The organism is Pararhodobacter sp. (assembly GCF_034676545.1).
GTDB lineage: Bacteria > Pseudomonadota > Alphaproteobacteria > Rhodobacterales > Rhodobacteraceae > Pararhodobacter.
The window spans coordinates 1,032,665-1,058,487 of record NZ_JAUCBZ010000015.1 but is presented as its reverse complement, the minus strand read 5'-3'; the positions used below and the strand labels follow the sequence as shown (position 1 = coordinate 1,058,487).

General features: G+C 63.9%; 25 protein-coding genes. 13 read left to right on the top strand and 12 right to left on the bottom strand.

What is annotated here, in order from left to right; genetic code table 11:
- Window positions 1-22: 22 nt before the first annotated feature.
- Window positions 23-2,638, bottom strand: a complete 2,616-nt coding sequence (gene clpB / locus VDQ28_RS08595) for an ATP-dependent chaperone ClpB (protein ID WP_323035549.1) — start codon at window positions 2,636-2,638, stop codon at window positions 23-25.
- A gap of 177 nt (window positions 2,639-2,815) precedes the next feature.
- On the opposite strand from clpB, the gene VDQ28_RS08590 reads away from it, so the two are divergent.
- From VDQ28_RS08590 to VDQ28_RS08545, 10 genes are all read left to right on the top strand, one after another.
- Window positions 2,816-3,103, top strand: coding sequence for a PilZ domain-containing protein (locus tag VDQ28_RS08590; RefSeq protein WP_323035548.1), 288 nt, complete (start codon window positions 2,816-2,818; stop codon window positions 3,101-3,103).
- 10 nt (window positions 3,104-3,113) lie between these two features.
- The gene (locus VDQ28_RS08585) at window positions 3,114-3,452 is read left to right on the top strand and encodes a PilZ domain-containing protein (RefSeq protein ID WP_323035547.1); all 339 of its coding nucleotides are present in this window, start codon (window positions 3,114-3,116) and stop codon (window positions 3,450-3,452) included.
- Window positions 3,453-3,569: 117 nt separating this feature from the next.
- Window positions 3,570-4,127, top strand: coding sequence for a NifU family protein (locus tag VDQ28_RS08580; protein WP_323035546.1), 558 nt, complete (start codon window positions 3,570-3,572; stop codon window positions 4,125-4,127).
- A 63-nt stretch (window positions 4,128-4,190) separates the two neighbouring features.
- A complete protein-coding gene (gene tsaB, locus VDQ28_RS08575) occupies window positions 4,191-5,183 on the top strand; it encodes a tRNA (adenosine(37)-N6)-threonylcarbamoyltransferase complex dimerization subunit type 1 TsaB (protein ID WP_323035545.1) in 993 nt (330 codons plus the stop codon).
- A gap of 168 nt (window positions 5,184-5,351) precedes the next feature.
- Window positions 5,352-6,347, top strand: coding sequence for a BMP family ABC transporter substrate-binding protein (locus VDQ28_RS08570; protein WP_323035544.1), 996 nt, complete (start codon window positions 5,352-5,354; stop codon window positions 6,345-6,347).
- A gap of 12 nt (window positions 6,348-6,359) precedes the next feature.
- The gene (locus VDQ28_RS08565) at window positions 6,360-7,928 is read left to right on the top strand and encodes an ABC transporter ATP-binding protein (RefSeq protein ID WP_323035543.1); all 1,569 of its coding nucleotides are present in this window, start codon (window positions 6,360-6,362) and stop codon (window positions 7,926-7,928) included.
- Between the two features lie 2 nt (window positions 7,929-7,930).
- Window positions 7,931-9,022, top strand: coding sequence for an ABC transporter permease (locus VDQ28_RS08560; RefSeq protein WP_323038090.1), 1,092 nt, complete (start codon window positions 7,931-7,933; stop codon window positions 9,020-9,022).
- 1 nt (window position 9,023) lies between these two features.
- Complete coding sequence (locus VDQ28_RS08555) at window positions 9,024-9,989, top strand: ABC transporter permease (protein WP_323035542.1); 966 nt, start codon at window positions 9,024-9,026, stop codon at window positions 9,987-9,989.
- 85 nt (window positions 9,990-10,074) lie between these two features.
- A complete protein-coding gene (locus VDQ28_RS08550; protein ID WP_323035541.1) occupies window positions 10,075-10,995 on the top strand; it encodes a sulfite exporter TauE/SafE family protein in 921 nt (306 codons plus the stop codon).
- Between the two features lie 9 nt (window positions 10,996-11,004).
- Window positions 11,005-11,787, top strand: a complete 783-nt coding sequence (locus VDQ28_RS08545) for a TIGR02186 family protein (protein ID WP_323035540.1) — start codon at window positions 11,005-11,007, stop codon at window positions 11,785-11,787.
- Between the two features lie 6 nt (window positions 11,788-11,793).
- Here the strand turns inward: VDQ28_RS08545 and VDQ28_RS08540 are convergent, their stop codons facing one another.
- The 10 genes from VDQ28_RS08540 to VDQ28_RS08495 all read right to left on the bottom strand — a co-directional run bounded on the left by VDQ28_RS08540 (window position 11,794) and on the right by VDQ28_RS08495 (window position 21,029).
- The gene (locus VDQ28_RS08540; protein ID WP_323035539.1) at window positions 11,794-12,528 is read right to left on the bottom strand and encodes an SDR family oxidoreductase; all 735 of its coding nucleotides are present in this window, start codon (window positions 12,526-12,528) and stop codon (window positions 11,794-11,796) included.
- On the bottom strand, window positions 12,528-12,764 hold the full coding sequence (locus tag VDQ28_RS08535) for an Lrp/AsnC ligand binding domain-containing protein (protein ID WP_323035538.1): 237 nt from the start codon (window positions 12,762-12,764) through the stop codon (window positions 12,528-12,530). The genes VDQ28_RS08540 and VDQ28_RS08535 overlap by 1 nt, the downstream gene beginning before the upstream one ends.
- Window positions 12,765-12,821: 57 nt before the next feature.
- Entirely contained in the window at window positions 12,822-13,364 is a 543-nt protein-coding gene (gene thpR, locus VDQ28_RS08530) for an RNA 2',3'-cyclic phosphodiesterase (RefSeq protein ID WP_323035537.1), read from the bottom strand.
- On the bottom strand, window positions 13,361-14,893 hold the full coding sequence (locus VDQ28_RS08525; protein ID WP_323035536.1) for an ATP-dependent DNA helicase: 1,533 nt from the start codon (window positions 14,891-14,893) through the stop codon (window positions 13,361-13,363). The genes thpR and VDQ28_RS08525 overlap by 4 nt, the downstream gene beginning before the upstream one ends.
- Before the next feature lie 165 nt (window positions 14,894-15,058).
- Window positions 15,059-16,315: a tRNA (N(6)-L-threonylcarbamoyladenosine(37)-C(2))-methylthiotransferase MtaB gene (gene mtaB / locus VDQ28_RS08520; protein ID WP_323035535.1), complete on the bottom strand. Its 1,257-nt coding sequence runs from the start codon at window positions 16,313-16,315 to the stop codon at window positions 15,059-15,061.
- Window positions 16,312-17,142 (bottom strand): diaminopimelate epimerase, encoded by an 831-nt coding sequence (dapF, locus tag VDQ28_RS08515; protein ID WP_323035534.1) that lies wholly within the window; start codon window positions 17,140-17,142, stop codon window positions 16,312-16,314. Before dapF ends, mtaB begins: the two co-directional genes overlap by 4 nt.
- Before the next feature lie 160 nt (window positions 17,143-17,302).
- Window positions 17,303-18,334 (bottom strand): NADP-dependent oxidoreductase, encoded by a 1,032-nt coding sequence (locus tag VDQ28_RS08510; protein WP_323035533.1) that lies wholly within the window; start codon window positions 18,332-18,334, stop codon window positions 17,303-17,305.
- 111 nt (window positions 18,335-18,445) lie between these two features.
- Window positions 18,446-19,081 carry a glutathione S-transferase gene (locus VDQ28_RS08505; protein WP_323035532.1) on the bottom strand — a complete coding sequence of 212 codons (636 nt, stop codon included), beginning with the start codon at window positions 19,079-19,081 and terminating at the stop codon, window positions 18,446-18,448.
- A gap of 53 nt (window positions 19,082-19,134) precedes the next feature.
- A complete protein-coding gene (locus VDQ28_RS08500; RefSeq protein WP_323035531.1) occupies window positions 19,135-20,076 on the bottom strand; it encodes a phosphopantetheine-binding protein in 942 nt (313 codons plus the stop codon).
- Window positions 20,073-21,029, bottom strand: coding sequence for a radical SAM/SPASM domain-containing protein (locus VDQ28_RS08495; RefSeq protein WP_323035530.1), 957 nt, complete (start codon window positions 21,027-21,029; stop codon window positions 20,073-20,075). Before VDQ28_RS08495 ends, VDQ28_RS08500 begins: the two co-directional genes overlap by 4 nt.
- Window positions 21,030-21,165: 136 nt before the next feature.
- On the opposite strand from VDQ28_RS08495, the gene VDQ28_RS08490 reads away from it, so the two are divergent.
- The gene (locus VDQ28_RS08490; RefSeq protein WP_323035529.1) at window positions 21,166-22,071 is read left to right on the top strand and encodes an NAD-dependent epimerase/dehydratase family protein; all 906 of its coding nucleotides are present in this window, start codon (window positions 21,166-21,168) and stop codon (window positions 22,069-22,071) included.
- A gap of 56 nt (window positions 22,072-22,127) precedes the next feature.
- Here VDQ28_RS08490 and VDQ28_RS08485 read toward each other — a convergent pair whose 3' ends face one another.
- Entirely contained in the window at window positions 22,128-23,168 is a 1,041-nt protein-coding gene (locus VDQ28_RS08485) for a LacI family DNA-binding transcriptional regulator (RefSeq protein ID WP_323035528.1), read from the bottom strand.
- Between the two features lie 135 nt (window positions 23,169-23,303).
- Here VDQ28_RS08485 and VDQ28_RS08480 point away from each other — a divergent pair, with 135 nt between their 5' ends.
- Together VDQ28_RS08480 and VDQ28_RS08475 are read left to right on the top strand one after the other, a co-directional pair.
- Entirely contained in the window at window positions 23,304-24,848 is a 1,545-nt protein-coding gene (locus VDQ28_RS08480) for an ABC transporter substrate-binding protein (RefSeq protein ID WP_323035527.1), read from the top strand.
- 26 nt (window positions 24,849-24,874) lie between these two features.
- Window positions 24,875-25,819, top strand: a complete 945-nt coding sequence (locus VDQ28_RS08475) for an ABC transporter permease (protein ID WP_323035526.1) — start codon at window positions 24,875-24,877, stop codon at window positions 25,817-25,819.
- Window positions 25,820-25,823 lie beyond the last annotated feature (4 nt).

Here is a 25,823-nt window from a genome sequence, read left to right as displayed (position 1 = left end):
CTTGGTTTCCTGTGACCTTGGTTTAGTGAACCACCTTCATGCGTGGCTCGTCATCGTCCAACGCGGCGCTTTGCCCGGCGATGATCAACCCGCCCGGACCCGCCGTCACCGGCACCGTGGCACCATCCAGTACCGTACCCGACAGCAGACTCTGCGCCAGCGGGTCTTGCAGATAGCGCTGGATCACCCGCTTGAGCGGGCGCGCGCCGTAAACCGGGTCATAGCCCTTGTCGGCCAGCCAGGTTTTCGCGGCGGCATCGAGCTCCAGCGTGATCTTGCGCGCGCCCAGACGTTTGATCAGGCGTTGCAGCTGGATTGTGACGATACCGTCCATATCCTCGCGGCTGAGACGGTCGAAGATGATCGTCTCGTCCAGACGGTTGAGGAACTCGGGCCGGAAATGCGCGCGCACGGCGTCCATCACATGCACCCGCGCCTCGGTCGGATCGCCGCCATCGGGGATCGTTGACAGTGCCTGCGAGCCAAGGTTCGAGGTCAGGATGATCAGCGTCTGCTTGAAGTCCACGGTGCGGCCATGGCTGTCGGTCAGCACGCCATCATCGAGCACCTGCAACAGCACGTTGAACACATCCGGGTGGGCCTTTTCGACCTCATCGAACAGCACGACCTGATAGGGCCGGCGGCGCACGGCTTCGGTCAGGACACCGCCCTCTTCATAGCCGACATAGCCCGGAGGCGCGCCGATCAGCCGGGCGACCGCGTGTTTCTCCATGAACTCGGACATGTCGATGCGCACCATCGCGTTGTCGTCGTCAAACAGGAATTCGGCGACCGCCTTGGTCAGCTCGGTTTTACCGACACCGGTTGGCCCGAGGAACAGGAAGCTGCCCAAAGGCCGCCCCTCGTCCTGCAGACCGGCCCGCGCCCGGCGCACCGCGTTGGCAACCGCCTTGACCGCCTTGTGCTGACCGATGACCCGCTTGTGCAGACCTTCCTCCATGCGCAGCAGCTTCTCGCGCTCGCCTTCCAGCATGCGGGTGGTGGGGATACCGGTCCACCGCTCGACAACCTCGGCGATCTGCTCGGGGCGCACGGCGTCGCCAACCAGTTTTTCGGATTCGCGCGCCTCGGCCTCGGCCAGTTGCTTTTCCAGCCCCGGAATGGTGCCGTATTGCAATTCACCAGCCTTGGCGAAATCGCCAACCCGCTTGGCCGCATCCAGATCGAGCCGCGCCCGATCCAGCTTTTCCTTCAGCCCACGGGCCGCTTCCAGCATGTCACGCTCGGCTTGCCATTGCGCGGTCATCTCCGAGGATTTTTGCTGCAACTCGGCCAGTTCAGCCTCGATCTTGCCCAGACGGTCGCGGCTGGCGGCGTCATCCTCTTTCTTGAGCGCCTCGGCCTCGATCTGCTTTTGCAGCAGGTCACGGTCGATGACGTCCAATTCTTCGGGCTTGCTGTCGATCTGCATGCGCAGACGGCTGGCGGCCTCGTCCATCAGGTCGATGGCTTTGTCGGGCAGGAAGCGGTCGGTGATGTAGCGGTGCGACAGGGTCGCGGCGGCAACCAGCGCCGAATCGGCAATCCGCACCCCGTGGTGGAGTTCGTATTTCTCCTTGATGCCGCGCAGGATGCTGACCGTATCCTCGACGGTCGGCTCGGACACCATGACCGGCTGGAAGCGCCGGGCAAGGGCGGCGTCCTTTTCCACATATTTGCGGTATTCATCCAGCGTGGTGGCACCCACGCAATGCAACTCACCCCGCGCAAGGGCCGGTTTGATCAGGTTGGCGGCATCCATCGCGCCATCGGCCTTGCCCGCGCCGACCAGCGTGTGCATCTCGTCGATGAACAGAATGATGTCGCCTGCGGCGGCGATGATTTCATTGAGGACCGCTTTCAGGCGCTCCTCGAACTCGCCGCGGTATTTCGCCCCGGCAATCAGCGCGCCCATATCCAGCGCCATCAGGGTCTTGTCGCGCAGGGATTCGGGCACGTCGCCATTGACGATGCGCAGCGCAAGGCCCTCGGCGATCGCGGTTTTCCCGACGCCGGGTTCCCCGATCAACACCGGGTTGTTCTTGCTGCGACGCGAGAGCACCTGCATCGTGCGGCGGATTTCCTCGTCGCGGCCGATGATCGGGTCGATCTTGCCGTCGCGGGCGCGTTGCGTCAGGTCGCTGGCGTATTTCTTCAGCGCTTCATAACTGTCCTCGGCGCTGGCGCTGTCGGCGGTGCGGCCCTTGCGGATGTCGTTGATCGCGGCGTTCAGCGCCTGCGCGTTGACGGCACCGGCGTCGAGCGCGTCCTTGGCGGCGGATTTCACCATCGCCAGCGCCATCAGCACCCGCTCGACCGGGACAAAGCTGTCACCGGCTTTCTGGGCGATCTTCTCGGCCTCATCCAGCACGCGAACCAGCGATTGATCGGTATAGACCTGCCCGGCATCGCCGGTGATCTTGGGCAATTTCGCGACCGCCAGATCGACGGCCTGCACCACGCGTTCGGGCGCGCCGCCGGATTTGCGAATCAGGTTCGCCGCCATGCCCTGATCGTCATCCATCAGGGCCTTGAGCAAATGTTCGGGGGTCAGCCGCTGGTTGCTTTCGCGGGCGGCGATGGTGTTGGCGGCCTGCAGGAATCCGCGAGCCCGTTCCGTGAACTTCTCAAGGTTCATCGTCTACTCCTTCATAAGCGCCCGTCTGGCAAGGCGCGCCCGACCATCGGCGCACGCCCTTTGTGGGCCTCACAGACTATGTGGGGAGTCAAAAACGGTGGATCAAGGGGCCGCTGTTTACCGGCCCGAAACCTCTTTGCGCGAAACTTCTCTGATCGACAGAGAGGAAGGCTTTTTATGCTGCAACGCGCGACACGACTCCCCTCACGGGTTTTGATACAGGTTCGCACCGCCGACACTGTCTTTGACGCCACCATCGGCAACCTCAGCGCGGGCGGCGCGCGGTTGCTGGGCGTGCCTGACCGGGCGCTGAAAGTGGGCGAGCGGATCGACATTCAGGCCATGGGCCGGAACCTGCAAGCCGAGGTGCGCTGGAATTTCGACGACACCTGCGGCTTGATGTTCTCCAACCCCCTGACACAAAACGATATCTCTGCGATCCTCGGGTCGCGCACCTTTCATTGAGGGGGCGACGATGAAATATCGCGAACATCGGTTTCCCTGCGACAAGGCAGTCCGGGTCTTGCTGCGCGATGGCCAGGCGCGCTCGGCGTTCATCGTCAACGTCAGCACTTTTGGCGCGCGCTTGACCCGTTTGGCGGCGGTCTGTCCCGGCGACCGCATCTACATCGCCCTTGGCAGCAACCACCACCTCCCCGAAGCCGAAGTGCGGTGGGCAACCCTGACCCATGTCGGCATTCGGTTTCGCCAACAGTTGACGCCGCGCGAATTGGCGATGGTGAGGCAATCGGCCGCGCATAAATCCACGACAAACGCGAAAGGCTGGAACCTGCAATTGCAAGAGATGCGCTGAGACTCCGGGGCCTTGGGATCACGCCGCCCAGACGCGAAATTCACGCGCCCTGCGACGCTTGCGATCCTTGACTTGCCGGGCCTCGGGTCGCATATCCCGTCAAACGGAGGCTGCGCCATGTTCATTCAAACCGAGTCCACCCCGAACCCCGCCACGCTGAAATTCCTGCCCGGGCAGGACGTGTTGGGCCAGGGCACTGCTGATTTTCCCAATAGCGATACGGCGGGATCCTCGCCGCTGGCCCGCGCGGTTTTCGACGTGCCGGGTGTCACCGGCGTCTTTTTGGGCGCGGATTTCATCACCGTCACCAAGGCCGATGCAACCGACTGGGCGCATGTGAAACCGGCGATTCTGGGCGCGATCCTTGAGCATTTCCAATCGGGCCGCCCGGCGATCGAGGGCGAGGCCGAAGACGCCCACGCCACGCAAGACGGCCCCGACAGCGAGATTGTCGAGCAAATCAAGGAGTTGCTGGATACGCGCGTGCGTCCGGCCGTGGCGCAGGATGGTGGCGACATCACCTTTCACGGGTTCGACCGCGGCGTGGTCTATCTGCATATGAAAGGCGCCTGCGCGGGCTGCCCGTCTTCGACGATGACGCTGAAAATGGGCATCGAGAACCTGCTGCGCCACTATATCCCCGAGGTCACCGAGGTGCGCCCGGTTGCCGTCTGAGCACGGCACGCGGGCTGCAGGTCAGGGGCTGACCCACGGCGCGCCAGATCCGGGGGCTGACTGATGGCCAAAACGGTCCTGGGTTTCGACACGTCGGGCGGCTGGTGCTCGGTGGCGGTCACCCGTGATGAGGTCGTACTGGCGCATCACCATCATGTCATGGCGCGCGGGCAAGGCGAAAGCCTGATGCCGCTGCTGGAGGCGGCGCTGGCCGAGGCCGGTGTCACATGGCCCGATCTGACGGCGATAGGCGTGGGCATCGGGCCGGGGAATTTCACCGGCATCCGCATCAGCGTCTCGGCCGCGCGGGGATTGGCGCTGGGTCTGGGGATTCCCGCCATCGGCATCGACCGGTTCGAGGCGGCGGCGCTGGATGGTCCGGCGCTGCCGGTGGTCGTGCCCGCGGTGCGCGGTCAGGTCTGGGTGACGCTGCCGGGCCAAACCCCGACGCTCCATGACACGGCCCCCGACCCCGCAATCGGCGACGGCGGAATCGCGCCCGCGCACCCGCTCGGCGTGGCGATTGCGATCTTGGCGACACGCCGGATCGGCCGCCCGCAACCACGCCCCGCGCCGCTCTACCTGCGCGAGGCCGACGCGGCCCCCCCCCTCGGAACAGCCGCCTGCGTTGATCGAATGACCCCCGCCGCGCTGGCCGCTTTACATGCGCTGTGCTTCCGCTCACCGGCACCCTGGAGCGCGGAAAGCTTTGCCACGGTGCTGGACAGTCCGCATGTTTTTCTGATCAACACGGCTGACGAAACGGCCTTTCTGCTTGGCCGCGTGATAGCCGATGAGGCCGAGGTGCTGACCCTCGCCACCGCCCCCCACGCGCGCCGCACCGGATTGGCCCGCGCCATGTTGTCGCAGTTCGAGACGCGCGCCCGCGCGCACGGCGCGACAACAGCCTTTCTGGAAGTCGCCGAAGACAACATCCCCGCCCGCGCGCTCTATGCCGATGCGGGTTGGGTGCAGAACGGTCAGCGGCCGGGATACTACGCCCGGGACGACAAAGACGCGGTGGCCGCAATGATCCTTTGCAAGTCGCTCGTCTGAGTTTTAACCTGTGGCCGGCCAAGCGATTCCTTAGACTTATCCGTTTGGTAAAAACTGCTTGACGGCTGCCCTGCTGCTGGACCTAGATGACGGATGGACCGAGTCTTCGGCTCAACTGCATGAGGTTTGTCCTCGGCGGCCAATGACGACCCAACTGGGAGAACAACTATGAAACTGACCCGCAAACTCATGGGCGCAACTGCTGTAATGGCGCTGACGGCGGGGGCTGCTCTGGCAGATCCGGCGCTGATCTTCGACCTTGGCGGCAAGTTCGACAAATCCTTCAACGAATCCGCGTTCGGCGGTGCCGAGCGTTGGGCTGCCGAAACCGGCGGCGCCTACCGCGACATCGAAATGCAGTCCGAAGCCCAGCGCGAACAAGCCCTGCGCCGCTTGGCTGAATCCGGCTCGAACCCGATTGTCATGACCGGCTTCGCCTTCAGCTCGGTGCTGGAGCAGGTCGCACCGGATTATCCGGACACCACCTTCGCGATCATCGACGGCGTGGTGGATGCACCGAACGTGCGCTCCATCGTGTTCACCGAGCACGAAGGGTCATACCTTGTCGGCATGCTGGCGGCGATGGCCTCGGAATCCAACACGGTCGGCTTTGTCGGCGGCATGGATATTCCGTTGATCCGTCGTTTTGCCTGCGGTTACGCACAGGGCGTGATGGCGGCAAATCCAGACGCAAACGTCATCGTCAACTACACCGGCACGACGCCTGCAGCCTGGAATGACCCGGTCCGCGGCGGCGAGATCACCTCGGCGCAGATCAGCCAGGGTGCGGACGTTGTCTATGCCGCGGCTGGCGGCACGGGTGTTGGCGTTCTGCAAACCGCGGCGGATGCCGGCATCCTGTCGATCGGCGTGGACAGCAACCAGAACCACCTGCACCCCGGCCAGGTTCTGACCTCGATGGTCAAGCGCGTGGATAACGCTGTGTTCGCGGCCTTCTCGGAAGGGGCTGACATGGAAACCGGCATTCACGTCATGGACCTCGCCTCGGGTGGCGTGGATTGGGCGCTGGACGAGAACAACGACGCGCTGGTCACGCAGGAAATGCGCGACGCCGTGGCTGCGGCCGAGGCCGCGATCACCTCGGGCGAGTTGGTGGTTCACGACTATATGTCGGACAACTCCTGCCCAATCTCGGTCGAGTGAGGGCTTGAACGCATGGTCGCAAACGTGACCAACGGGGGGGCGGCACCTTCTGCCGCCCCCGCCATTGAGCTTCGCGGGATATCGAAGGCGTTCGGCCCGGTCCAGGCGAACAAGAACATCAGTATTCGGGTACACAAAGGCACGATCCACGGCATCATCGGCGAGAACGGTGCTGGAAAATCGACCATGATGTCGATCCTGTACGGGTTTTACAAAGCCGACTCGGGCGAGATCCTGATTGACGGCAAACCGACCACCATCAGCGACAGCCAGGACGCGATCAACGCCGGCATCGGCATGGTGTTCCAGCATTTCAAGCTGGTCGAAAATTTCTCGGTGCTTGAGAATGTCATTCTGGGCGCCGAGGGCGGCGAGCGGCTGATGCCGTCGCTGAACAAGGCGCGCACCCTGCTGACACGGCTGGCGGCGGATTATGAGTTGAATGTCGACCCGGATGCTCTGATCGAGGAACTCTCGGTCGGGCATCAGCAGCGCGTCGAAATCCTCAAGGCCTTGTATCGCGAGGCGAATATCCTGATTCTGGACGAGCCGACCGGCGTGTTGACCCCCGCCGAGGCCGACCACCTGTTCCGCATCCTGCGCGGGCTGAAGGAACAGGGCAAAACGATTATCCTGATCACCCACAAGCTGCGCGAAATCATGGATGTGACCGACGAGGTCAGCGTGATGCGGCGCGGCGAGATGGTGGCGACGGTCAACACCGCCGACACCAGCCCGACCGAACTGGCCGAGTTGATGGTCGGCCGCAAAGTGCTGCTGGAGGTGCATAAAACCCCGGCGAAACCGGGCAAGGTGGTGCTGTCGGCGCGCAATCTGAAGATGATCGACCAATACGGAGTCGAACGTCTGCGCGGCATTGATCTTGATCTCAAGGCGGGCGAAATTCTGGGCGTCGCGGGCGTGGCCGGAAACGGTCAGTCGGCGCTGCTGGAGGTGTTGGCGGGCATGGTGCCGGGCACCGGCGAGGTGACGATGAACGGCGTGCCGCTGGACGTGTCCCTGAAACACGAAACTGCGGCCACGCGGCGCGAAAGCGGGCTGTCGCATGTGCCCGAGGACCGCCATCGCCGCGGGTTGATCCTGGATTTCATGGCCTGGGAGAATATCGCCTTTGGCTATCACAACGACCCGGCCTATCAGAAAAACCGGCTGCTGATGAACAATCAGGCGATCATCGAGGACACCAACGGCAAGTTCGAGCGTTTTGACGTGCGCCCCCCGAACCCGATGTTGACCGCCGAGAGCTTCTCGGGCGGGAACCAGCAAAAGATCGTGCTGGCCCGCGAGATCGAGCGTAACCCGGACCTGCTGCTGATCGGGCAACCGACGCGCGGGGTCGATATCGGCGCGATCGAGTTCATCCACAAACGGCTGATCCAGTTGCGCGACGAAGGCAAGGCGATCCTGCTGGTCTCGGTCGAGTTGGACGAAATCCTGTCGATGTCGGATCGAATCGTGGTGATGTTTGACGGCCGGATCATGGGCGAGCGCCTCCCTGAGGAAACCGACGCGAGCGAATTGGGCCTGTTGATGGCCGGCATGACAGGGGACGCGGCATGAGTGTGAAATCGATGCCCAAATGGGCCGACGTGCTGCTGGTGCCGCTGTTCAGCCTGCTGATCGCCTTTGCGCTGTCGGCGCTGGTCATTCTGGCGATTGGCGAAGACCCGGTGCGGGCGATGAACCTGATGATCTCGGGCGCGCTGGGGTCAACCTATGGCTGGGGCTATACGCTGTACTTCACCACCAACTTCCTGCTGACCGGGCTGGGCGTCTCGATCGCGTTTCAGGCCAAGCTGTTCAACATCGGCGGCGAGGGTCAGGCGCTGATCGGCGGCCTGGGCGTGGCGATGGTCTGCCTGTTCATCCCCTGGCCGCATTGGTCGCTGGCGATCCTGGCGGCAATTGCAGCCTCGGCCTTGGCGGGGGCGGCCTGGGCGGCGATCCCGGCCTATTTGCAGGCCAAACGCGGCAGTCACATCGTGATCACCACGATCATGTTCAACTTCATCGCCTTTTCGGTGATGAATTATATCCTGTCGCATATCCTGCGCCCGCCAACCTCGATGGACCCGGCCACGGCGCGGTTTCCCGAAACCATCCGTCTGCCCCGTTTGCATGACATCCTGGACGTCGTGGGGATCGAATTCTCGCGCTCCGGCCCGGCAAACGTGATGCTGTTCGTCGCGCTGGCGGCCTGTATTCTGGGCTATTACCTGATGTGGCACACGCGCCTGGGGTTTGAAATCCGCGCCTTTGGCCAATCAGAACCCGCTGCGCATTACGCCGGGATTTCGGGCGTCAAGATCATCATGATCGCGATGCTCATCTCGGGGGCACTGTCGGGCATGATGGCGGTCAACTCGGTGATGGGCGGGCCGCAGCGGCTGGTGATGAACGCGGTCGAGGGGGCCGGATTTATCGGCATCGCGGTGGCGCTGATGGGGCGCTCGCACCCATTGGGGATTATCGCGCCGGCCTTGCTGTTCGGGTTCCTCTATCAAGGCGGCTCGGAACTGGCCTTGGAAACCTCGATCCCGCGCGAGATGATCGTGATCATTCAGGCGCTGGTGATCATGTTCACCGGCGCGCTGGACAACATGGTGCGCATGCCGCTGGAATCGCTGTTTGCCCTTTTGCGCAGGAGGACCTGAGATGGATATCGTGACGATTGTCCAGATCCTGGAATCGACCCTGCGCCTGGCGACACCCCTGTTGTTTGCCTGCCTGGCCGGGATCATCAGCGAACGCGCCGGAATTTTCGACATCGGGCTCGAGGGGAAATTGCTGATCTCGGCGTTCTTCTCGGCGGCGTTCGCGTTTTACACCGGGTCGGCCTGGCTTGGCTTGCTGGTCGGGATTCTGTCATCGGTGATTTTCTCGGTGATCCACGGCATTGCCTCGATCACCTTCCGGGGCAATCAGCTGATCTCGGGTGTCGCGATCAATTTCCTTGCGGCGGGGATGACGGTGGTCATTGCGCAAAGCTGGTTCCAGCAGGGCGGGCGCACGCCCCCGCTATCCGGCGACAGCCGCTTTGGGCGGTTGGACCTGCCCGGCGCAGAGGCAGTGCGCGATGTGCCGATCCTGGGCGAGATCTACGGCCAGATCCTGAACGGTCATTCGATCCTGGTCTATATCGGGCTGCTGTGTGTGCCGCTGGTCTGGTACATACTGTATCGTACGCGCTTTGGCCTGCGCCTGCGCGCGGTCGGGGAAAACCCCGCGGCGGTGGATACGGCGGGGGTCTCGGTGGTGAAGATGCGCTTTGCCGCGATCCTCATCGCCGGCGTGCTGTGCGGGATCGGTGGCGCGTATCTGTCCACCTCCCTGGCGGCGGGCTTCGTCAAGGACATGTCGGCCGGGCGCGGCTTTATCGCGCTGGCGGCGATGATCTTTGCCAAATGGCGGCCGTGGCAGGGTTTGGGCGCGGTGTTGCTGTTCGGGATGCTTGAAGCGATCGGCAACCGGTTCCCGAATCTGGACCTTGGGTTCATCACCCTGCCCAACCAATTCATGACCGCCCTGCCCTATATCTTGACGGTGGTGATCCTGGCGGGCTTTGTCGGCAAGGCCATCGGGCCGCGCGCGGGCGGCGAGCCCTATGTCAAGGAGCGCTGAGGCAATGACAAAACGGGTATCCGAGATAAGGAAATAATATGGCAAAGCCCCTGTAAATCGCGGGGGCTTTGTCTTATGCAAAATCATGTTGATTTATCTGCCCATCGCCGAAGTCTCGACCAACGCCTTCACGCTGCTTGCGGTCGGCGGGGGCGTCGGCATGCTGTCGGGCATGTTTGGCGTCGGCGGCGGGTTCCTGATCACGCCGCTGTTGTTCTTCATCGGCATCCCGCCCGCGGTCGCCGTGGCGACGGGGGCAAATCAGGTTGTTGCCTCGTCCATCTCGGGCGTGCTGGCGCATCTGCGGCGCAAGACCGTGGATCTGCGGATGGGAACGGTGCTGCTGATCGGCGGCCTGATCGGCTCGACGGCGGGCATTGCCCTGTTCCGGCTGCTCAGTGCGTTGGGTCAGGTCGATCTGTTCGTGCAACTGGCCTATGTGCTGTTTCTGGGCATCATCGGCACGATGATGCTGCAAGAGAGTTTGCGCGCGTGGTATCGGTCGTCGAAACCCAACCCGGTGCGCCGCAAATTGCATCAGCACACCTGGGTTCATGCACTGCCGCTCAAGATGAAATTCCGGGTCTCGGGGCTGTATATCAGCGTGATCCCGCCCCTGATGATCGGCATTGCGGTGGGTGTCCTGTCGGCGGTGATGGGCGTCGGCGGCGGGTTCATCATGGTGCCGGCGATGATCTATCTGCTGCGAATGCCCACCAAGGTGGTGGTCGGCACGTCGCTGTTCCAGATCATTTTCGTGACCGCCTACACAACCGTCGCCCATGCGGTCACCAGCCATTCGGTCGACGTGATGCTGGCGTTTTTCCTGATCATCGGCGGGGTGATCGGCGCGCAGTTCGGCACGCAGATCGGCCTGCGCCTGAAGGCCGAGCAATTGCGCATCCTGTTGGCGCTGTTGGTGATTGCCGTGTGCATCAAGGTCGGACTGGACCTGCTGATCCGCCCGGCGGAAGTTTACACCATTCGCATTCCGGGGCGGCACTGATGCGACTTCTTGCCCTCCTGCTGGCCTTGCTTCTGGCGCTTCCCGCCGCCACCCCCTGGCCGCGCGAATGAAATCGTCGGCGCGCTGTCGCAGAACCGGGTGTCGCTGACGGCGAATTTCTCTGGCTCGGAGATCCTGATTTTCGGCGCGATCCGGCGCGACCCCTATGAAATCCTGGTCGAAGATCCCGATTTCGTGCCGCCCTTCGATATCGTCGTGGTTGTCGAAGGGCCGCGCCAGCCCGTCGCCATCTGGCGCAAAGAGCGGCGCGCCGGGATCTGGGTGAATGTCGATTCCGTCACCCTGGCCGCGGTGCCCTCGTTCTACGCGGTGGCCACGACCATCCCGCTGCATGAGGCCGTCAGCCCGGAAACCGATGCACAGTATCGCATTTCGGCACGGCAAGCGATCCGGCCCGAGCAAAGCATCAGCGACGTCGCCGATCAAACCGTGTTTTCCGAGGCCCTGCTGCGCATCCGCGAACGCGAGGCGCAATATCTGACACTGGAACGTTTCGTGCATCTGGAGCGCGACATCCTGTTTCGCACCCGCGTGCAACTGCCCGCAAATCTGACCGAGGGGGCCTATACCACCCGCATGTATCTGATGCGTGACGGGCAGGTTGTCAGCCAATTCCGCACCGCCATTTTCGTGCGCAAGGACGGGTTGGAACGTTGGCTGCATCAACTGGCCTATGACCAGCCGCTTGTGTACGGGCTTTTGGCGCTGGCGATTGCCCTGATCGCGGGTTGGGGCGCTGCGGCGCTCTTCCGGCTGATCCGCAGCGCCTGACGCGCCTTACCCGCGGCCAAGCCACGGCATGTTGGTGGCCATGATCGACAGAAACGGGATATTGGTGCCCGCCGGCTGATTGGCCATGTGCAGGACCGCCGCCGCGACGTCGGCCACATCCATCATCGGTTCCGGTTTGATCGTGCCGTCAGCTTGCGGCACGCCCGCCTCGATCGCCGCCGCCAGTGCGGTGCGCGCATTGCCAATGTCGATCTGGCCGCAGGCAATGCCGAACGGACGCCCGTCCAGCCCCAAGGTCTTGGTCAGCCCGGTTATCGCGTGTTTGGTGCTGGTATAGGCCACCGAACCGGGGCGCGGCACATGGGCCGAGACCGAGCCGTTGTTGATGATGCGCCCGCCTTGCGGGGTCTGGCGACGCATCTGCCGAAATGCCGCCCGCGCGCACAGGAACATGCCGGTCAGGTTCACATCGACCATGGCGCGCCAATCGGCGACGCTGAGGTCGTCGATCAACTGACCGGGCAGCATCTTCCCGGCGTTGTTGAACAGCACGTCAATCCGGCCAAACCGCGCGGTGATCGCAGCAAAGGCGGCATCGACCTGCGCCGCGTCGGTCACGTCGCAGGGCACCGCCAAGGCGCGGTCCTGCCCCTCGGCCAGTGCGATCAACGAGGCCTCGCTGCGGGCCAATAGCGCAACCTGCCAGCCCTCGGCCAGAAATCGTTGCGCCGTGGCGCGCCCGATCCCGGCGCTGGCCCCGGTGACGACGATAACCGGCATCAGAACGCTTTGAAGGTCATGGTGGTCAGGGTGCGCGAGATATTGGGCACGTCAAACAGGTTTTCGCTCAGGTAATGCCCGACGTCTTTATCGTCAGGGATATAGACTTTGGCGATCAGGTCCCAATCGCCCGAGGTCGAGAACAATTCCGACACGATTTCCCGGTCATAGATCGCCGTCGCGACCTCATAGGTCTTGCCGGGGGTGCAGCGGAACTGGACGAAAACGCATTGCATGGCGGGCTCCTTTGTTGCGATGCAAGGTATGACAGGCGTGGGCTGGCTTGCAAGGGTTCAGGCGGTCAGCGGGTATTCCGCCAGCGCATCATAGACCGCGCCATCCTTGCGCAGGGTCGAACGATAGAGCACCATTTCCGGCACGCTATGCGCGTCACTGTGGACCCGGCCCACGGTCTGCATCGCAGCGGCCAGCGTCTCGGCGCTCACCTCGTGTTTGGCAAAGCGCGCAAGTGTCACATGCGGCACGAATTTGCGCCGCTCCAGCGCAATCCCGGCACCGCGCGCGGCTTGGACCACGCGCGCCTGAAGCGCGGTCAGACGCGGGTCAGGGGCAAGGCAGGCATGAATGTTGCGCGGCGCATTGCCGCCGAACACGCCCAGCCCCGCCAGTCGCAGAACCGGCATCGGCAGCGGGCGCGCGGTCAGGAACAGGTGCATCTCTTCCAGCTTTGGCTCGGGCTGTTCGCCCAAAAAGGCCAGCGTGACATGCAGGTTCTCGGCCGGAACCGGATCGTCCAGCCGCAAGGTATGCTGCACAATGGTCAGCCGGTTGCGCATCGCATCCGGCAAGGGCAGCGCCAGGAACGCCCGGATCATTCGGTGCCCTCCAGGGTCAGCGGCGCGGGCACGCCGCCCAGATCGTCGATCCTGAGCGGCCCGGTCGGGCGCGCCAGACGGTTGCGCACCACCCACAGCAGGCGGTTCTCGGCACGGGTGATCGCCACATAGGCGAGGCGTTTCCACAGCGCGACCCCGGCCTCGATGCGCCCGGCCCGCGCCGCGGCGTAAAGATCCGGCGCAAACACCTGCACATCGGGCCATTGCGAGCCCTGCGCCTTGTGGATCGTGACCGCCGCCCCATGCAGGAACGCCGCCCCCATATGTGCGGCAAAGGGGATGAACGGCTCCTCCTCGCCCTCGCGCTCGATCTTGATGATCGAGGCCGCCGAGACCTGCGGCTCCTCGGCGCCAAACACATGCAACCGCGAGAAACCGCTGCGCTTGCCCGGCCCCAGATAGACCACCTGCGCGCCCTTGATCAGGCCACGCGCCTCAAGGTCGATGCGCTTCTTGCGGTGCTTCAGCGGCAATTCCAACCCGTCGCAAATCAAGGGCTCGCCGGGCAGCAACTCGGTTTCCGAGGCGCCAAAGGCGTTGCGAAAGGCGTGGATCAGCCGAATGCGCGTGGCATTGCGCCACACCAACACCGGCGAGCGCCCCATCAGATCGCTCTCCACCCGCTGCGCCCAGACCACCCGCTCATCACGGCGCGCGGCCTCCTCGATCTGGCGCTCAAAGGCCTCGAAGGTCAGCTCCGGATCGCCAAGCGCATGCGCCAGATCCAGGATCGGGTTATCCTGCGTCTGCCGATGCACGCGGCTCAGCGTCAGTTGCTGCGCGTCGGGCAATGTGTCGAACACCATCTCGCCCGACTGCCCGACCGGGGCCAATTGCGCCGGGTCGCCAAACAGCACCAAAGTCTGAAAGATCTCCTTCAGATCCTCGACCTGCCGCCCGTCCAGCATGGAGCTTTCGTCCACAAACCCCACATCCAACGGCTCCTCGCGCCGCTTCCAGCCCTTGATGAAATCCGAGCCCCGCAATCCCGCCGCCGCCAAAGCCCCAGGGATGGATTTCACACTGTCATAAAACGCCTTGGCGCGGTCCAAAGCCGTGTCGCCAAGCTCCGGCATCTCGGGGCGCGGGCCATTGTCGGCCAGCCACTCGGCGATTTTCTCGTATTCCGGGTCATAGACCGGCGTATAGAGAATGCGGTGAATGGTCGTCGCCGGCACACCGCGATTGCGCAACACCGAGGCCGCCTTGTTGGTCGGCGCCAGGATCGCCAAGGTCCGTTTGTCCCTGCGCCGTCGCCCCTCATAATCGCCCGAAACGATGTCCACGCCCGCGGCAATCAGCGCCTTGGTCAACTCGGCCAGCAACATGGTCTTGCCCGACCCCGCCTTGCCCAGAACCGCCAGAACCGCGCCATCCGCCTCCGGATCGGGCGCAGAGGTCGCCTCGTCCTGAATGTCGATTCCCGCGTCGGACAGCAGCTTGGCCAGCCGGTCCCACGCGGCGGCCTGATCGTCGGAGAAGGTGATGGAAACCGGCATTTGCGTCATGGCGCGACCCTAGAGGAGGTTTTATTCAGAGGGAAGCGACCCACCCGTCTTTGTTCTTCAAATATCCACGGGGTTTCCCAAGGGGCGCGTGCGCCCCTTGGGGCGGGTGCAGGGTGGCAACCCGCGCGGGCCGCGGGGCCTCGATGGCCCCAAGGCACGCCCCGCTCACCCCGCCAGCAACTGCGCGCCGTCATGTGCCACGATCCGCGCCGTGACAATTTGCCCGACCGGTTGATCGCTCTCGAACCGCACTTCGGTGAATTGCTCGGTGCGGCCCATGCGCGGGTTCTCCAGCAACACCGGATGCACCCGCCCGACCTGCGCCGCCAGATGCTGCGCGGCCAACGCCTCGCCCAAGCCGCGCAACCGCGCGGCGCGCGATTTTATCTGCGCGCCCGGCACCTGCGGCATGCGCGCGGCGGGGGTGCCGCGACGCGGCGAATAGGGGAACACATGCAGCCAAGTCAGCCCACACTCGCGCGCCAGGGCCAGCGAGTTCTCGAACATCGCCTCGGTCTCGGTCGGAAAACCCGCGATGAGATCTGCGCCATAGACCAGATCGGGCCGCGCCTTGCGCATCTCCTGACAAAACCGGATCGCATCCTCGCGCAGATGACGGCGTTTCATGCGTTTGAGGATCATGTCGTCGCCCGCCTGCAACGACAGATGCAGATGCGGCATCAGGCGCTTTTCCGTGGCGATCGCTTCGATCAGCGCCGCGTCCGCCTCGATACTGTCAATCGAGGAAATCCGCAGCCGCGCCAGATCCGGCACCAGCCGCAGGATCCGGCGGACGAGGTCGCCGAGCTTTGGCGCGGCGGGCAAGTCCGCCCCCCACGAGGTCAGGTCCACCCCGGTCAGCACCACCTCAAGATAGCCCGCCTCGACCAGCCGTTTGATCTGATCCACCACCACGCCCGCCGGCACAGACCGCGAATTGCCGCGCCCATAGGGGATTATGCAAAAGGTGCAGCGATGATCGCAGCCGTTTTGCACCTGCACATAGGCCCGCGCACGACTGCCGAAGCCGTCGATCAGATGCCCGGCGGTTTCGCGCACCGACAGGATGTCATCGACCTGCACGCGCTCCGTCTCGCCGATCAGGTCGGGCGTCAGGCTGGCCCAGGTCGCGGGCTGCATTTTTTCGTGATTGCCGATCACCCGCGTGACTTCGGGCATCGCCGCAAAGGTCTCGGGCTCGGTCTGCGCGGCGCAACCGGTGACGATGATCGCGGCATCCGGGTTCTCGCGGCGGATCTTGCGGATTTCCTGCCGCGCCTTGCGCACGGCCTCAGCCGTCACGGCACAGGTGTTGATGATATGCGCGTTGGCCACCCCCGCTTGCGCGGCGAGGTCTTTCATCGCCTCGGTTTCATAGGCGTTCAAGCGACAGCCCAATGTTGTGAATTTGGGCGCCGTCATAGCGCGGCCAGAAAATCGGGCGTCAGGGTCGCGGTGAACACATCGGCGACCGGGCCGGTCAGCCAGACGCCATCCGCGCGCCAATCGGCAATCAGCGTGCCGCCGTCGAGGTCCATGACCACGCGCCGCCCGGTCAAGCCACGCTGCGCTGCCGCCACCGCCACCGCGCACGCGCCCGAGCCACAGGCCAGTGTCACCCCCGTCCCGCGCTCCCAGACCCGCATCCGCAGGTGATCGGGGCCGATCAGGCTGGCGAATTCGACATTGGTGCGTTCCGGGAACAGCGGGTCGTGTTCGATTTGCGGCCCGAGGGTCTCCAGCGCCACCGCCTCGGCGTCCTCGACCAGAAACACGCAATGCGGGTTGCCCATGCCGACGCCAACCGGATCGCCCGCCAGCGGCAGATGCAGCGCATCCTGCGCGGAACTCAGGGGAATCCTTTGCCAATCGGTCAGCGGCGCGCCCATGTTGACCCAGATCTGGCCGTCCACCATGCGCGCGTGCAGCAGCCCGCGTGCCGTGCGGATCGTCAATGAATCGCTGCCTGCCTCTGCCATCACCAGCCACGCCACACAGCGCGTGGCATTGCCACAGGCCCCGGCGCGCGAGCCGTCGCTGTTCCAGAAATCCAGCGTCAGATCGGCGTCATCCGCGTCGCGCAATTCGGCCAGTTGGTCGAAACCGACACCGCGATTCCGGTCGCCCAGCGCCGCTGCCAAAGCCGGAGTCGTCACCGCCTCACGCCCGCGCGAGTCGATGATGACAAAATCATTGCCCGCGCCGTGCATCTTGCGAAAGGTCAGGCCGTTGGTGTGTGTCGTGTCCATACCGGCGCATATAGGCGAAAACAGGCGGCCGTTCCAGTGGGCGCGGCCGGGGTCGTTGCGGCGGAGGATGGGGGCGACTTGACGACCGCCGCCGCGCCCCACATGGGACGCGGCCGATTTGCTGGCCGCCTTGACGCGCGCCTTGCCTTGGACGACGCGCTCAGGCGCTCAGGCGAATGACCCGCTTGCCAAAGGACTCGCCGCGCAACAGGCCGACAAAGGCCGAGGGGGCTTGCTCCAGCCCGTCGATCATCTCCTCGCGGTACTGGATCTTGCCCTCGCTGACCCAGGCGCCCATCTGCTTGGCGAACTCGGGGTAGAGATGGCCGAAATCGTCGAACACGATGAAACCCTGCACCGTCATGCGCCGCCGCAGGATTTGCCCCAGCAGCATGTTGAGACGGTCCGGGCCCTCGGGCAGCGAGGTGGCGTTGTATTGCGAGATCAACCCGCAGACCGGAATGCGTGCGCAGGGGTTCAAAAGCGGCATCACCGCGTCAAACACCGCACCGCCGACGTTCTCGAAATAGACATCAATGCCGTCCGGCACGGCGGCCTTCAGGGCGGCGCGGAAATCCGCGGCCTTGTGGTCGATGCAGGCATCAAAGCCCAAAGTATCAACGACATGCGCACATTTCTGCGGCCCGCCGGCGATGCCCACCACACGCAGCCCCAGCAATTTGCCGATCTGCCCGACGGTCGCGCCAACCGGCCCGCTGGCGGCGGCGACCACCAGAGTTTCGCCCGCTTTCGGCTTGCCGATCTGGATCAACCCGGCCCAGGCGGTCAGGCCCGGCATCCCCATGATACCCAAGGCCCAGGACGGGTTCTGCGGGTTCTGGCCAAGATTGATTGCGCCCTTGCCGTCGGACAGGATGTAATCCTGCCAGCCGCCATTCAGCACCACCCAATCGCCCGGCTCGAAGCCTTTCACATCCGAGGTGACGACTTGCGAGACGGTGCCGCCGATCATCACCTCGCCGATCGCGACGGGGGCGGCGTAGGAGGGCGCATCGCTCATCCGGCCGCGCATATAGGGATCAAGCGACAGGAATTCGTTGCGCAGCAGCATCTGCCCCGTGCCGGGGGTGGGCACGCGTTCGGTTTCCAGCCGTAACGTCTTGTCGTTGGGCTCGCCCTTTGGCCGCTCGGCCAGCACGAATTTGCGGTTCTGCGTTGTGGATTGGGTCATCGGGTTTCCTTTGTTCGGTCAGCGCATCCGCGCGCCTGTAGCGAATGACTTAAGCCGCACCAGCGCGGTTTCGTAGGGGGGCGGGCGTGGTGCCGTGGCGGCATGGCCCGGTCACGCGCCAAACCACAGCGGCGGGTCGCCCTTGGCCCACGGGGGATATTTGCCCATGACCTGCGCGAAATCCGCGCCCTGTGTGAAGCGGTTCAACCAGTCGATCAGCGCGGGCCAGGGCTGGGCGTCGAACCAGGCGCGGTCAATGCCCGCGAACTGGCGTACAAACGGCAAGATCGCCAGATCGGCAATCGTCAGACGGTCGCCAAACAGTGCTGATTGCCCGGTCAGCCGCTGGTTCAGGTCGTGTAGAAACGCGGCGGCTTTGGCGCGCTCGGCCTCGGGGTCGAGGCCGGGGTGGCGGGTTGCGTATTTGGTATGATCGAGGGCGGTCTTGAACGGGCCGTCGCTGTGGGTGATCAAGGTCCAGCCCTCGTCCGGCATGTCCAGCAAGCGCGCCGGGTCTTGCTGCGCCAAGGCCCAGCGCATGATGTCGAGGCTTTCATCCAGCACCCGGTCGGGCAGTTGCAACGCGGGCACGGTGGCGGTGGGCGAGGCGTCCAGAAATGCCTGCGGCTTTTGTCGCAACAGGATTTCGCGCAACTCAACCCTTGGACCCGCGCTGAGCAGTGCCAGCCGGGCGCGCATCGCATAAGGGCAGCGCCGAAAGGACCAAAGGACAGGATGTTGAGCCATGCCGGACCCTAGGCCGCACCGGGCCGTGGGGTCAATCGCAGATACCGCCGCGCTCAGGGTTTCGCCAGCGACCGGCGGCGGCGCATGTCGGCGCGGGCTTGCGCCACGGGTTTGCGCGTCGCGCCGGACAGATGGTTGCTGATCGCACGCGGGCTGGGGAAGCGGAAAATATCGACGATCATCACCGGCACGCCCAGCGCCTCACGCAAGGCCGCTTGCAGCGCCAAGGCCTGTTTCGAATCGCCGCCCGCGTCAAAGAAATTCGCATCACTGCCGATGGCCGGCGCGCCAAGGATTGCGGCAAAAATCGCCTTGATGCTGTCGAGATGGGCCTCGGCATTGACCGTCGTCGCCGCGGGTTCGGGCAACCCCATGATTTCCGCCGGAACGCCCAGCGCGGTGCAGCCGGCGGGGACATCGCCCAGAACGGCGGAACAGGCGCTGACCGTGGCGTCATCGCCCACTTCGATATCGGGCAGCACCGAGGCGTTGGCGCCGATATAGGCCCGCGCCCCCACCCGCACCCGTGCATTGACCACCGCGCCGGGTGCCAGCACGCCGCCCGCGCCAAGCGAGGCACCATGGCCCAGCACCGCCTGCGTGAAGATCACCGCGTGGTCGCCAACCGTGGACAGCGCCGAAATCACGCACCCTGCATAAAGCGTCACGGCGCGGCCAATCTGGGCATAGCGCACATCGACCGACGGATGGATCAGGCTCACCAAGGGCAGGCCGAAACCCTCGATCCTGGCGCGCACGCGGTCGCGGCCCTTGGTCGAGCGGGCGACCAGGTTGACCGCCTCATCCCCGGGCTGATGGTCGGCCAGAGCGCTGAAGGGGCCAAGGACGGGCACGCCCAGAATTTGAGCGCCGTGTTTGGTCGGATCATCATCGAGCAGAACGATCCGATCCCAGCGCTGCGCCGCCTCGTTGATCTCGAGCGCAAGGCGAACCCCCTCGGGATTGCCCGCCGCGCATAGGTAGAGGGTGCTCATTGCGCCGAGGTCGCGCCAGCGCGGTGCTTGGTGTGACCGGGGCGCAGCTTGATGGACGCGCCGGTTTTCCAGTCGGTGCAGGTGTCGCAACGCGAGGGCAGCTGATCGAATTTGTGATCCAGATGAAGCTGACGATAGCCGCTCAGATTGCCCCACAGGTTGACCAGGGAATCATCCCAGGCGTTGCCGGCGCTTTCCTCACCCTCGGTATCGCCGGGGCAGCGCGGCACGCGACCATCCCAGAACACATGCATCATGGTGATCGCCCAGGGACAGGCGATGCGCTGCTCTTGCGCGATCTCGATGGCGGTTTCGAATTTGCCGCCCCAACTCAACTGGCGGCGCAGCTTCACGGTGGCCCCCAGCCCCAGCCAATGGTCGCGATAGACCTCGAACTCGTGCTTGTTGTCCTCCATTTCGATGAATTGCACCATGATTTCCGGGCCGTGGGCCCGCTTGGCGCGCTCTTCGAGCAGAAACTGGACATTGACGTAAACCGTGTCGCGGTTGCCGAGATAGCGGTATTTCTCATACGTCGCCTTCTCGAACCCGTCGATGCCGATGACGATGGTTGACAGATCGGTCTCGAGCAGCCGTTTGGCCACATCCTGCGTCAGACGCATCCCGTTGGTGTTGAGGTTCAACGAGCGCAACCCCACCTGCGCGCCATAATGCAACATCTCGATCAGCCGGTCGGGCATCAGCAGCGGCTCGCCGCAGAATGAGAACCAGACGTTGGTCGTGGGCGCGACCTCGGCGATTTCATCCGCGCATTTCTGCCACAGCGCCATCGGCAGGTTGCCTTTGGGGCGGATCATCTGGTCGTGATGACACATTGAGCAATTGAGATCACAATCTGCGCAAAGCTCGACGGCGAAAATCTTCGGGAACGTCGGATTTTTCAGCCCGGCAGCGATTCGATCCAGTTCTACGGCGTGATTTGATTTTTCCATGCGCGAATGATCCGCGAGAATCGGTGCCTCGAAATTGATCTATGTCAAGTTTCTGCGCTGAGGGATGCCGATATACGGGAAGTGTGCTGTCAAAACCCTTGCATCAGGACATAACAGGCGGCCCGGAGGGCACGGAATGATGCGCGAAACCATTCTGGTAACGGGATCGAGCGGGCTGATCGGGACTGCGGTTTGCGCGGATCTTGAACGGCGCGGCCATGTGGTGCGCCGGTTCGACATTGCCGATCAAGGCGGCGGCTATGGGGATATCCGGGTGCCCTCGGCTCTTGGCGCTGCGCTGGACGGGTGCACCGGTGTGATCCATCTGGCTGGCGTGTCGCGTGTGATCTGGGGCGAGCGTGATCCGGCGGCCTGTCATGCGACAAACGTGATCGGCACGCGCACTGTGTTGGCGTGCGTGCGTCAAAGTGACCTGCCGCCTTGGGTGATCTTTGGCAGCAGCCGCGAGGTTTATGGTCAGAGTCCGACCCTTCCGGTCACCGAGAGCGCGCCCTTGCGGCCCATGAACCACTATGCCCGCTCAAAGGTGCAGGCCGAACACGAGGTCACCCGCGCGCGCGAGGCTGGGGTTCGGGCGGCGATCCTGCGGTTTTCAACAGTGTATGGCTCGGCGCTGGATCACGCGGACCGGGTCGTTCCGGCCTTTTGTCAGGCCGCGTTGCGCGGGCAGCCGCTGCGCATCGACGGTGAGACCAACAGCCTGGACATCACCCATGTCACGGATGTCGCCGCCTGTATCGCCAACGTCGCCACCCGCCTGTCAGAGGGTCAATCCCTGGCACCGATGCATCTGACCACCGGGCAGGCAACACCGTTGATCGACCTGGCGCGCAGGGTGATCCAGATCGCGCAGAGCCCCAGCGAGGTTGTCCTTGCCGAACCGCGAAACTTCGACGTGGCGTCCTTTGTCGGCGATCCACGATTGGCGATGGCGCAGGTCGGCTGGCAGCCCGTGACACCGCTGAACGCCGGGCTACACGCGTTGCTGGCGCAACTTCGGGCCGCAAATCGCGCCGCGTGACCCGCGTGACCCGCTGCACCTCGGCGCGGCGGGCCGCCTGATGTCCTGACGCCGCGTTACAGTCGTGACGGCAAGTTCTCGATGCAATGCACCGCGAAGGGGATGTAATGTAGGCCATTGCCGGGTTGAGGTACGCCGTTTGACCCGGTCAACATGACCTCGACCGCGCGCGCAAGCGTCGCTTCGACCTGTTGATTGATCACGAAATCCAGAAGCCTTTCGCGCAACATCTGTTCCGTGGTCTCGGACAATTCATGCGCCACGGCAAAAACCGGACGACGTTCACGTTGCGCCATCAACACCGCGCGCAGCCCCGGATTGCCGGAGCCAAGATTGTAAACCATTCCAATGTTCGGGTTCGCCGCAAAGGCTTGCGATGCCAGCGCGAACACCCGTTCTGGATCATTGCGCGTTCCGTCGACGGCGACGATCCGACTGCCGGGAAGATAACGGGCCATCGCCTCGGCAAACCCGTGCTGGCGGGCGTTTGGGTCGGTTCCGTCCTGCAGGGGCGTATCCCGCATCGGCGAGAGAACCATGACATCGCGATACTCTTGCAACCTGCCCTTCGCCAAGGCCGCCACGGTTCGCCCGGCGGCCTGATTGTCCATCCCGAAAAAGCCGTCACAGGATAGGCCCTCTGGCGCGTTGAGCAAACTATAGGCCGCCTGCCGTTTTGCACGCAGCCCGGACACCGCCGCTTGCATCACGGCATCCCCCTGCCCCCACCGGCAAAAGGCCACGGCGTCATCGGTATTCTTTGCCAGTTCGGCGGCGATGGCTTGCGCGTCCATCGGGTCGGCATGAGACAAGGACACCAGGACCGAGGACCCGCCACGCTGCCGCAACGCGCGCAATGAGTCATTCAGTCTTTGGCGAAACGGGCTGTTTGGCGGCGGCACGATAAACCGAAGTCGCCGAATGGCGCGATGCGGCTCGGGCAACACACGACGCAGACCGACGGCTTTCGCCGCCTCGATGACCTTGGCGGTCGTGGCTGCGGATGTCTCGCCGCGCTCGTTCAGGACCCGGTCAACCGTGGCCAGCCCGACGCCCGCGCGTTCCGCCACGTCCCGAAGTGTCGCCTTCTTGCTCATGGGGATCGCCTTACCCTGCCCATTTCCCGCAACTGAGGGTTTCCCCTCAGGATAGCACAGGACAACACTCAAAAAAGCAAATTATACCTTTCGGCAAGGCACTACTGTTAACAGACCAACCTGGGAGAGGGTGAAATGCATAGACGGTCGTTTATCAAGACAACTTTGGGCGGCGCAGCAGGGATCGCAGGGGGGCTGTTTCTTCCCGGCTCGGCGCTGGCAGACATCGCACGCCAAGAGCCCGGAACGCTGCGGATCGGGTCCAACAGCGCCGTGGCCACATTGGATCCGGCGCGGGCGGGCAACGGTGACCCCATCGCGCTGTTTTACGAAATGGCCTACGAATCGCTTGTCACGAAAATGCCGGACGGCAGCTATGGCCCCGGGCTTGCGACGGAATTTGGCTATACCGACAATGAAAACAAGGTCTTCGAGCTGACCCTGCGCGACGGCGTGCGGTTCAGCGATGGCGGCGCGCTGACCGCCGAGGGCGTCAAGGCGTTTTGGGAATACTATGGTGTCGCCGGGGGCCCGATGGCCAAACGGCTCGAGTATTTTGAATCGGTCGACGTGACCGGCCCCTTGAGCCTGCGGATCAACCTGGCGCGCTCCAACCCGATCCTGCCCTACTATTTCATGCAGCGCGCCATGATGGGCGCGATCATCAGCCCGCTGGCCTTGGAAAACCCCGAGCCGTTGGGCACCAGCACCGCCGGGGCCGGGCAATACATGCTGGACCCGGGCCAAACCATCACCGGCCAGACCTATACCTATGTCCGCAACCCGACCTATTGGAATCCCGGCGCCCAGAACTGGGAGAAGGTCGTCATTCAGGTCATCCCGGACGCCAACGCCATGTTGTCGGCCTTGCGGGCCGGCCAGATCGACTATGCGATGGGCTCGCCGCGCACCGCGGTCGCCGCCGCCGAGGCCGGTCTTGACGTCTATTCCGCGCCCGATGGCTTTGCCGAGGTGCAGTTTCTGGATCGCAACGGTCAAAACTTTGCACCGCTGTCGGATATCCGCGTTCGCCAAGCGCTGAGCATGTCGATCCGCCGCGATGCGCTGGCACGGGCCTTGTTTGGCGAAACCGGCCAGGGCAACCAGCAATTGACCGTTCCCGGCGGCGACGGCTGGAGCGAAGAAAACACCAACTACTACCCCTATGATCTGGATCGCGCGCGTGAATTGCTGGCCGAGGCCGGATATCCCGACGGCTTCACGATGCCGATGATTTGTTCGAACCTTCAGCCAAATCAGGATCAAGGCGCGCAAGCCATTGCTGCCGAATGGTCGCGCATCGGCGTTACAGTCGATCTGACCATACCAAGCTCGTTCAACGAGTTCGCCACCACGGCCTTCACCTTCCCGGCGATGCAGTTCCACTTTGGCAATTCTGGCGCGTGGAACATGGTGGATCAGACTCATTTCGGGTGGGGCAACCCGCTGAACGTGCACGACGCAGAGCTTGAGCGGCTGTTTGCAGAGGTCTCGGCCGAACCGGACCCGGACCGCCAGCAAACGCTGTATGTGCAGTTGCTGACACGTCACCTGGAGCTGGCGTGGCGCATCCCCTATGCGACCTTTGATCGTTTTGTCTATGCGCGTCCGGGTCTGGGCGGGGTTCATATGGCCGCGGGCCTTGATCCGCATCCGGTGTGGATGTTCCCAGAAGCCTGACCTTCCTTCAACCTCGGGACCGAGAGATGAAACGTATCATTTTGGAGCGGCTTGCAATGTCGGTCCCGCTGTTGCTGCTGGTGACGGGCCTTGTGTTCGTCTTGCAGTCCTTCCTTCCCGGCGATGTTGCCAATTACATCGCCGGGTTGGATGCCCCGGCCGAGCAGGTCCAGCAGATCCGCGAAGAACTGCGCCTGGATGATCCAGTGGTCGAACAATACCTCCGCTGGCTTGGCGCGGCGGTGCAGGGCGATCTTGGCCAGTCGTTGGTGAACGGCGAACCCGTGGTCACCGCGCTTTCGGCACGCCTTGGCGTCACGCTGTCCCTGGTCGGGTTGATGACCGTTGTGTCGCTTGTGGTCGGCGTGCTGGTCGGCATCGTCTCGGCCACCTCTGGCCGGAGCGTGCGGGCGGTGACGGATGTCGTCTCGATTCTGGGGTTGGCGATTCCCAACTATTTTCTGGGTATCGTCCTGGCGGCGATCTTTGCGGTGTGGCTGGGATGGCTGCCCGCCAATGGCTACAGCGCGCCGCGCGATGGGGTTGGCGGCTGGCTCTGGTCCATGACCTTGCCGGTCATGACGCTGGCATTCTGGGCCGTCACGTCCATTGCCAAACAAACCCGCGACGGGATGATGGATGCGCTGTCGATGGATTTCGTGCGCAACCTGCGCGCCAATGGCCTGCCGGAACGCCGAGTCATTTACCGTCACGCATTGCGCAATGCGTCGCTGCCGGTGCTGGCCGTTTCAGGGCAGATCTTTGTGGCCGCCGTGGGCTCATCGGTGATTGTCGAGCAGGTGTTCGGCCTCCCCGGCCTTGGCGGACTTGCGGTCAACGCCACCGCAACCAACGACATCCCGCTGATCCAGGGCGTGACGCTCTATTTCACGATCATCGTGATTGTCGTCAATCTGACCCTCGATATCCTTTACAGCGTGGTCAATCCGCGCGTTCGCACCGGACGTTAAGCCC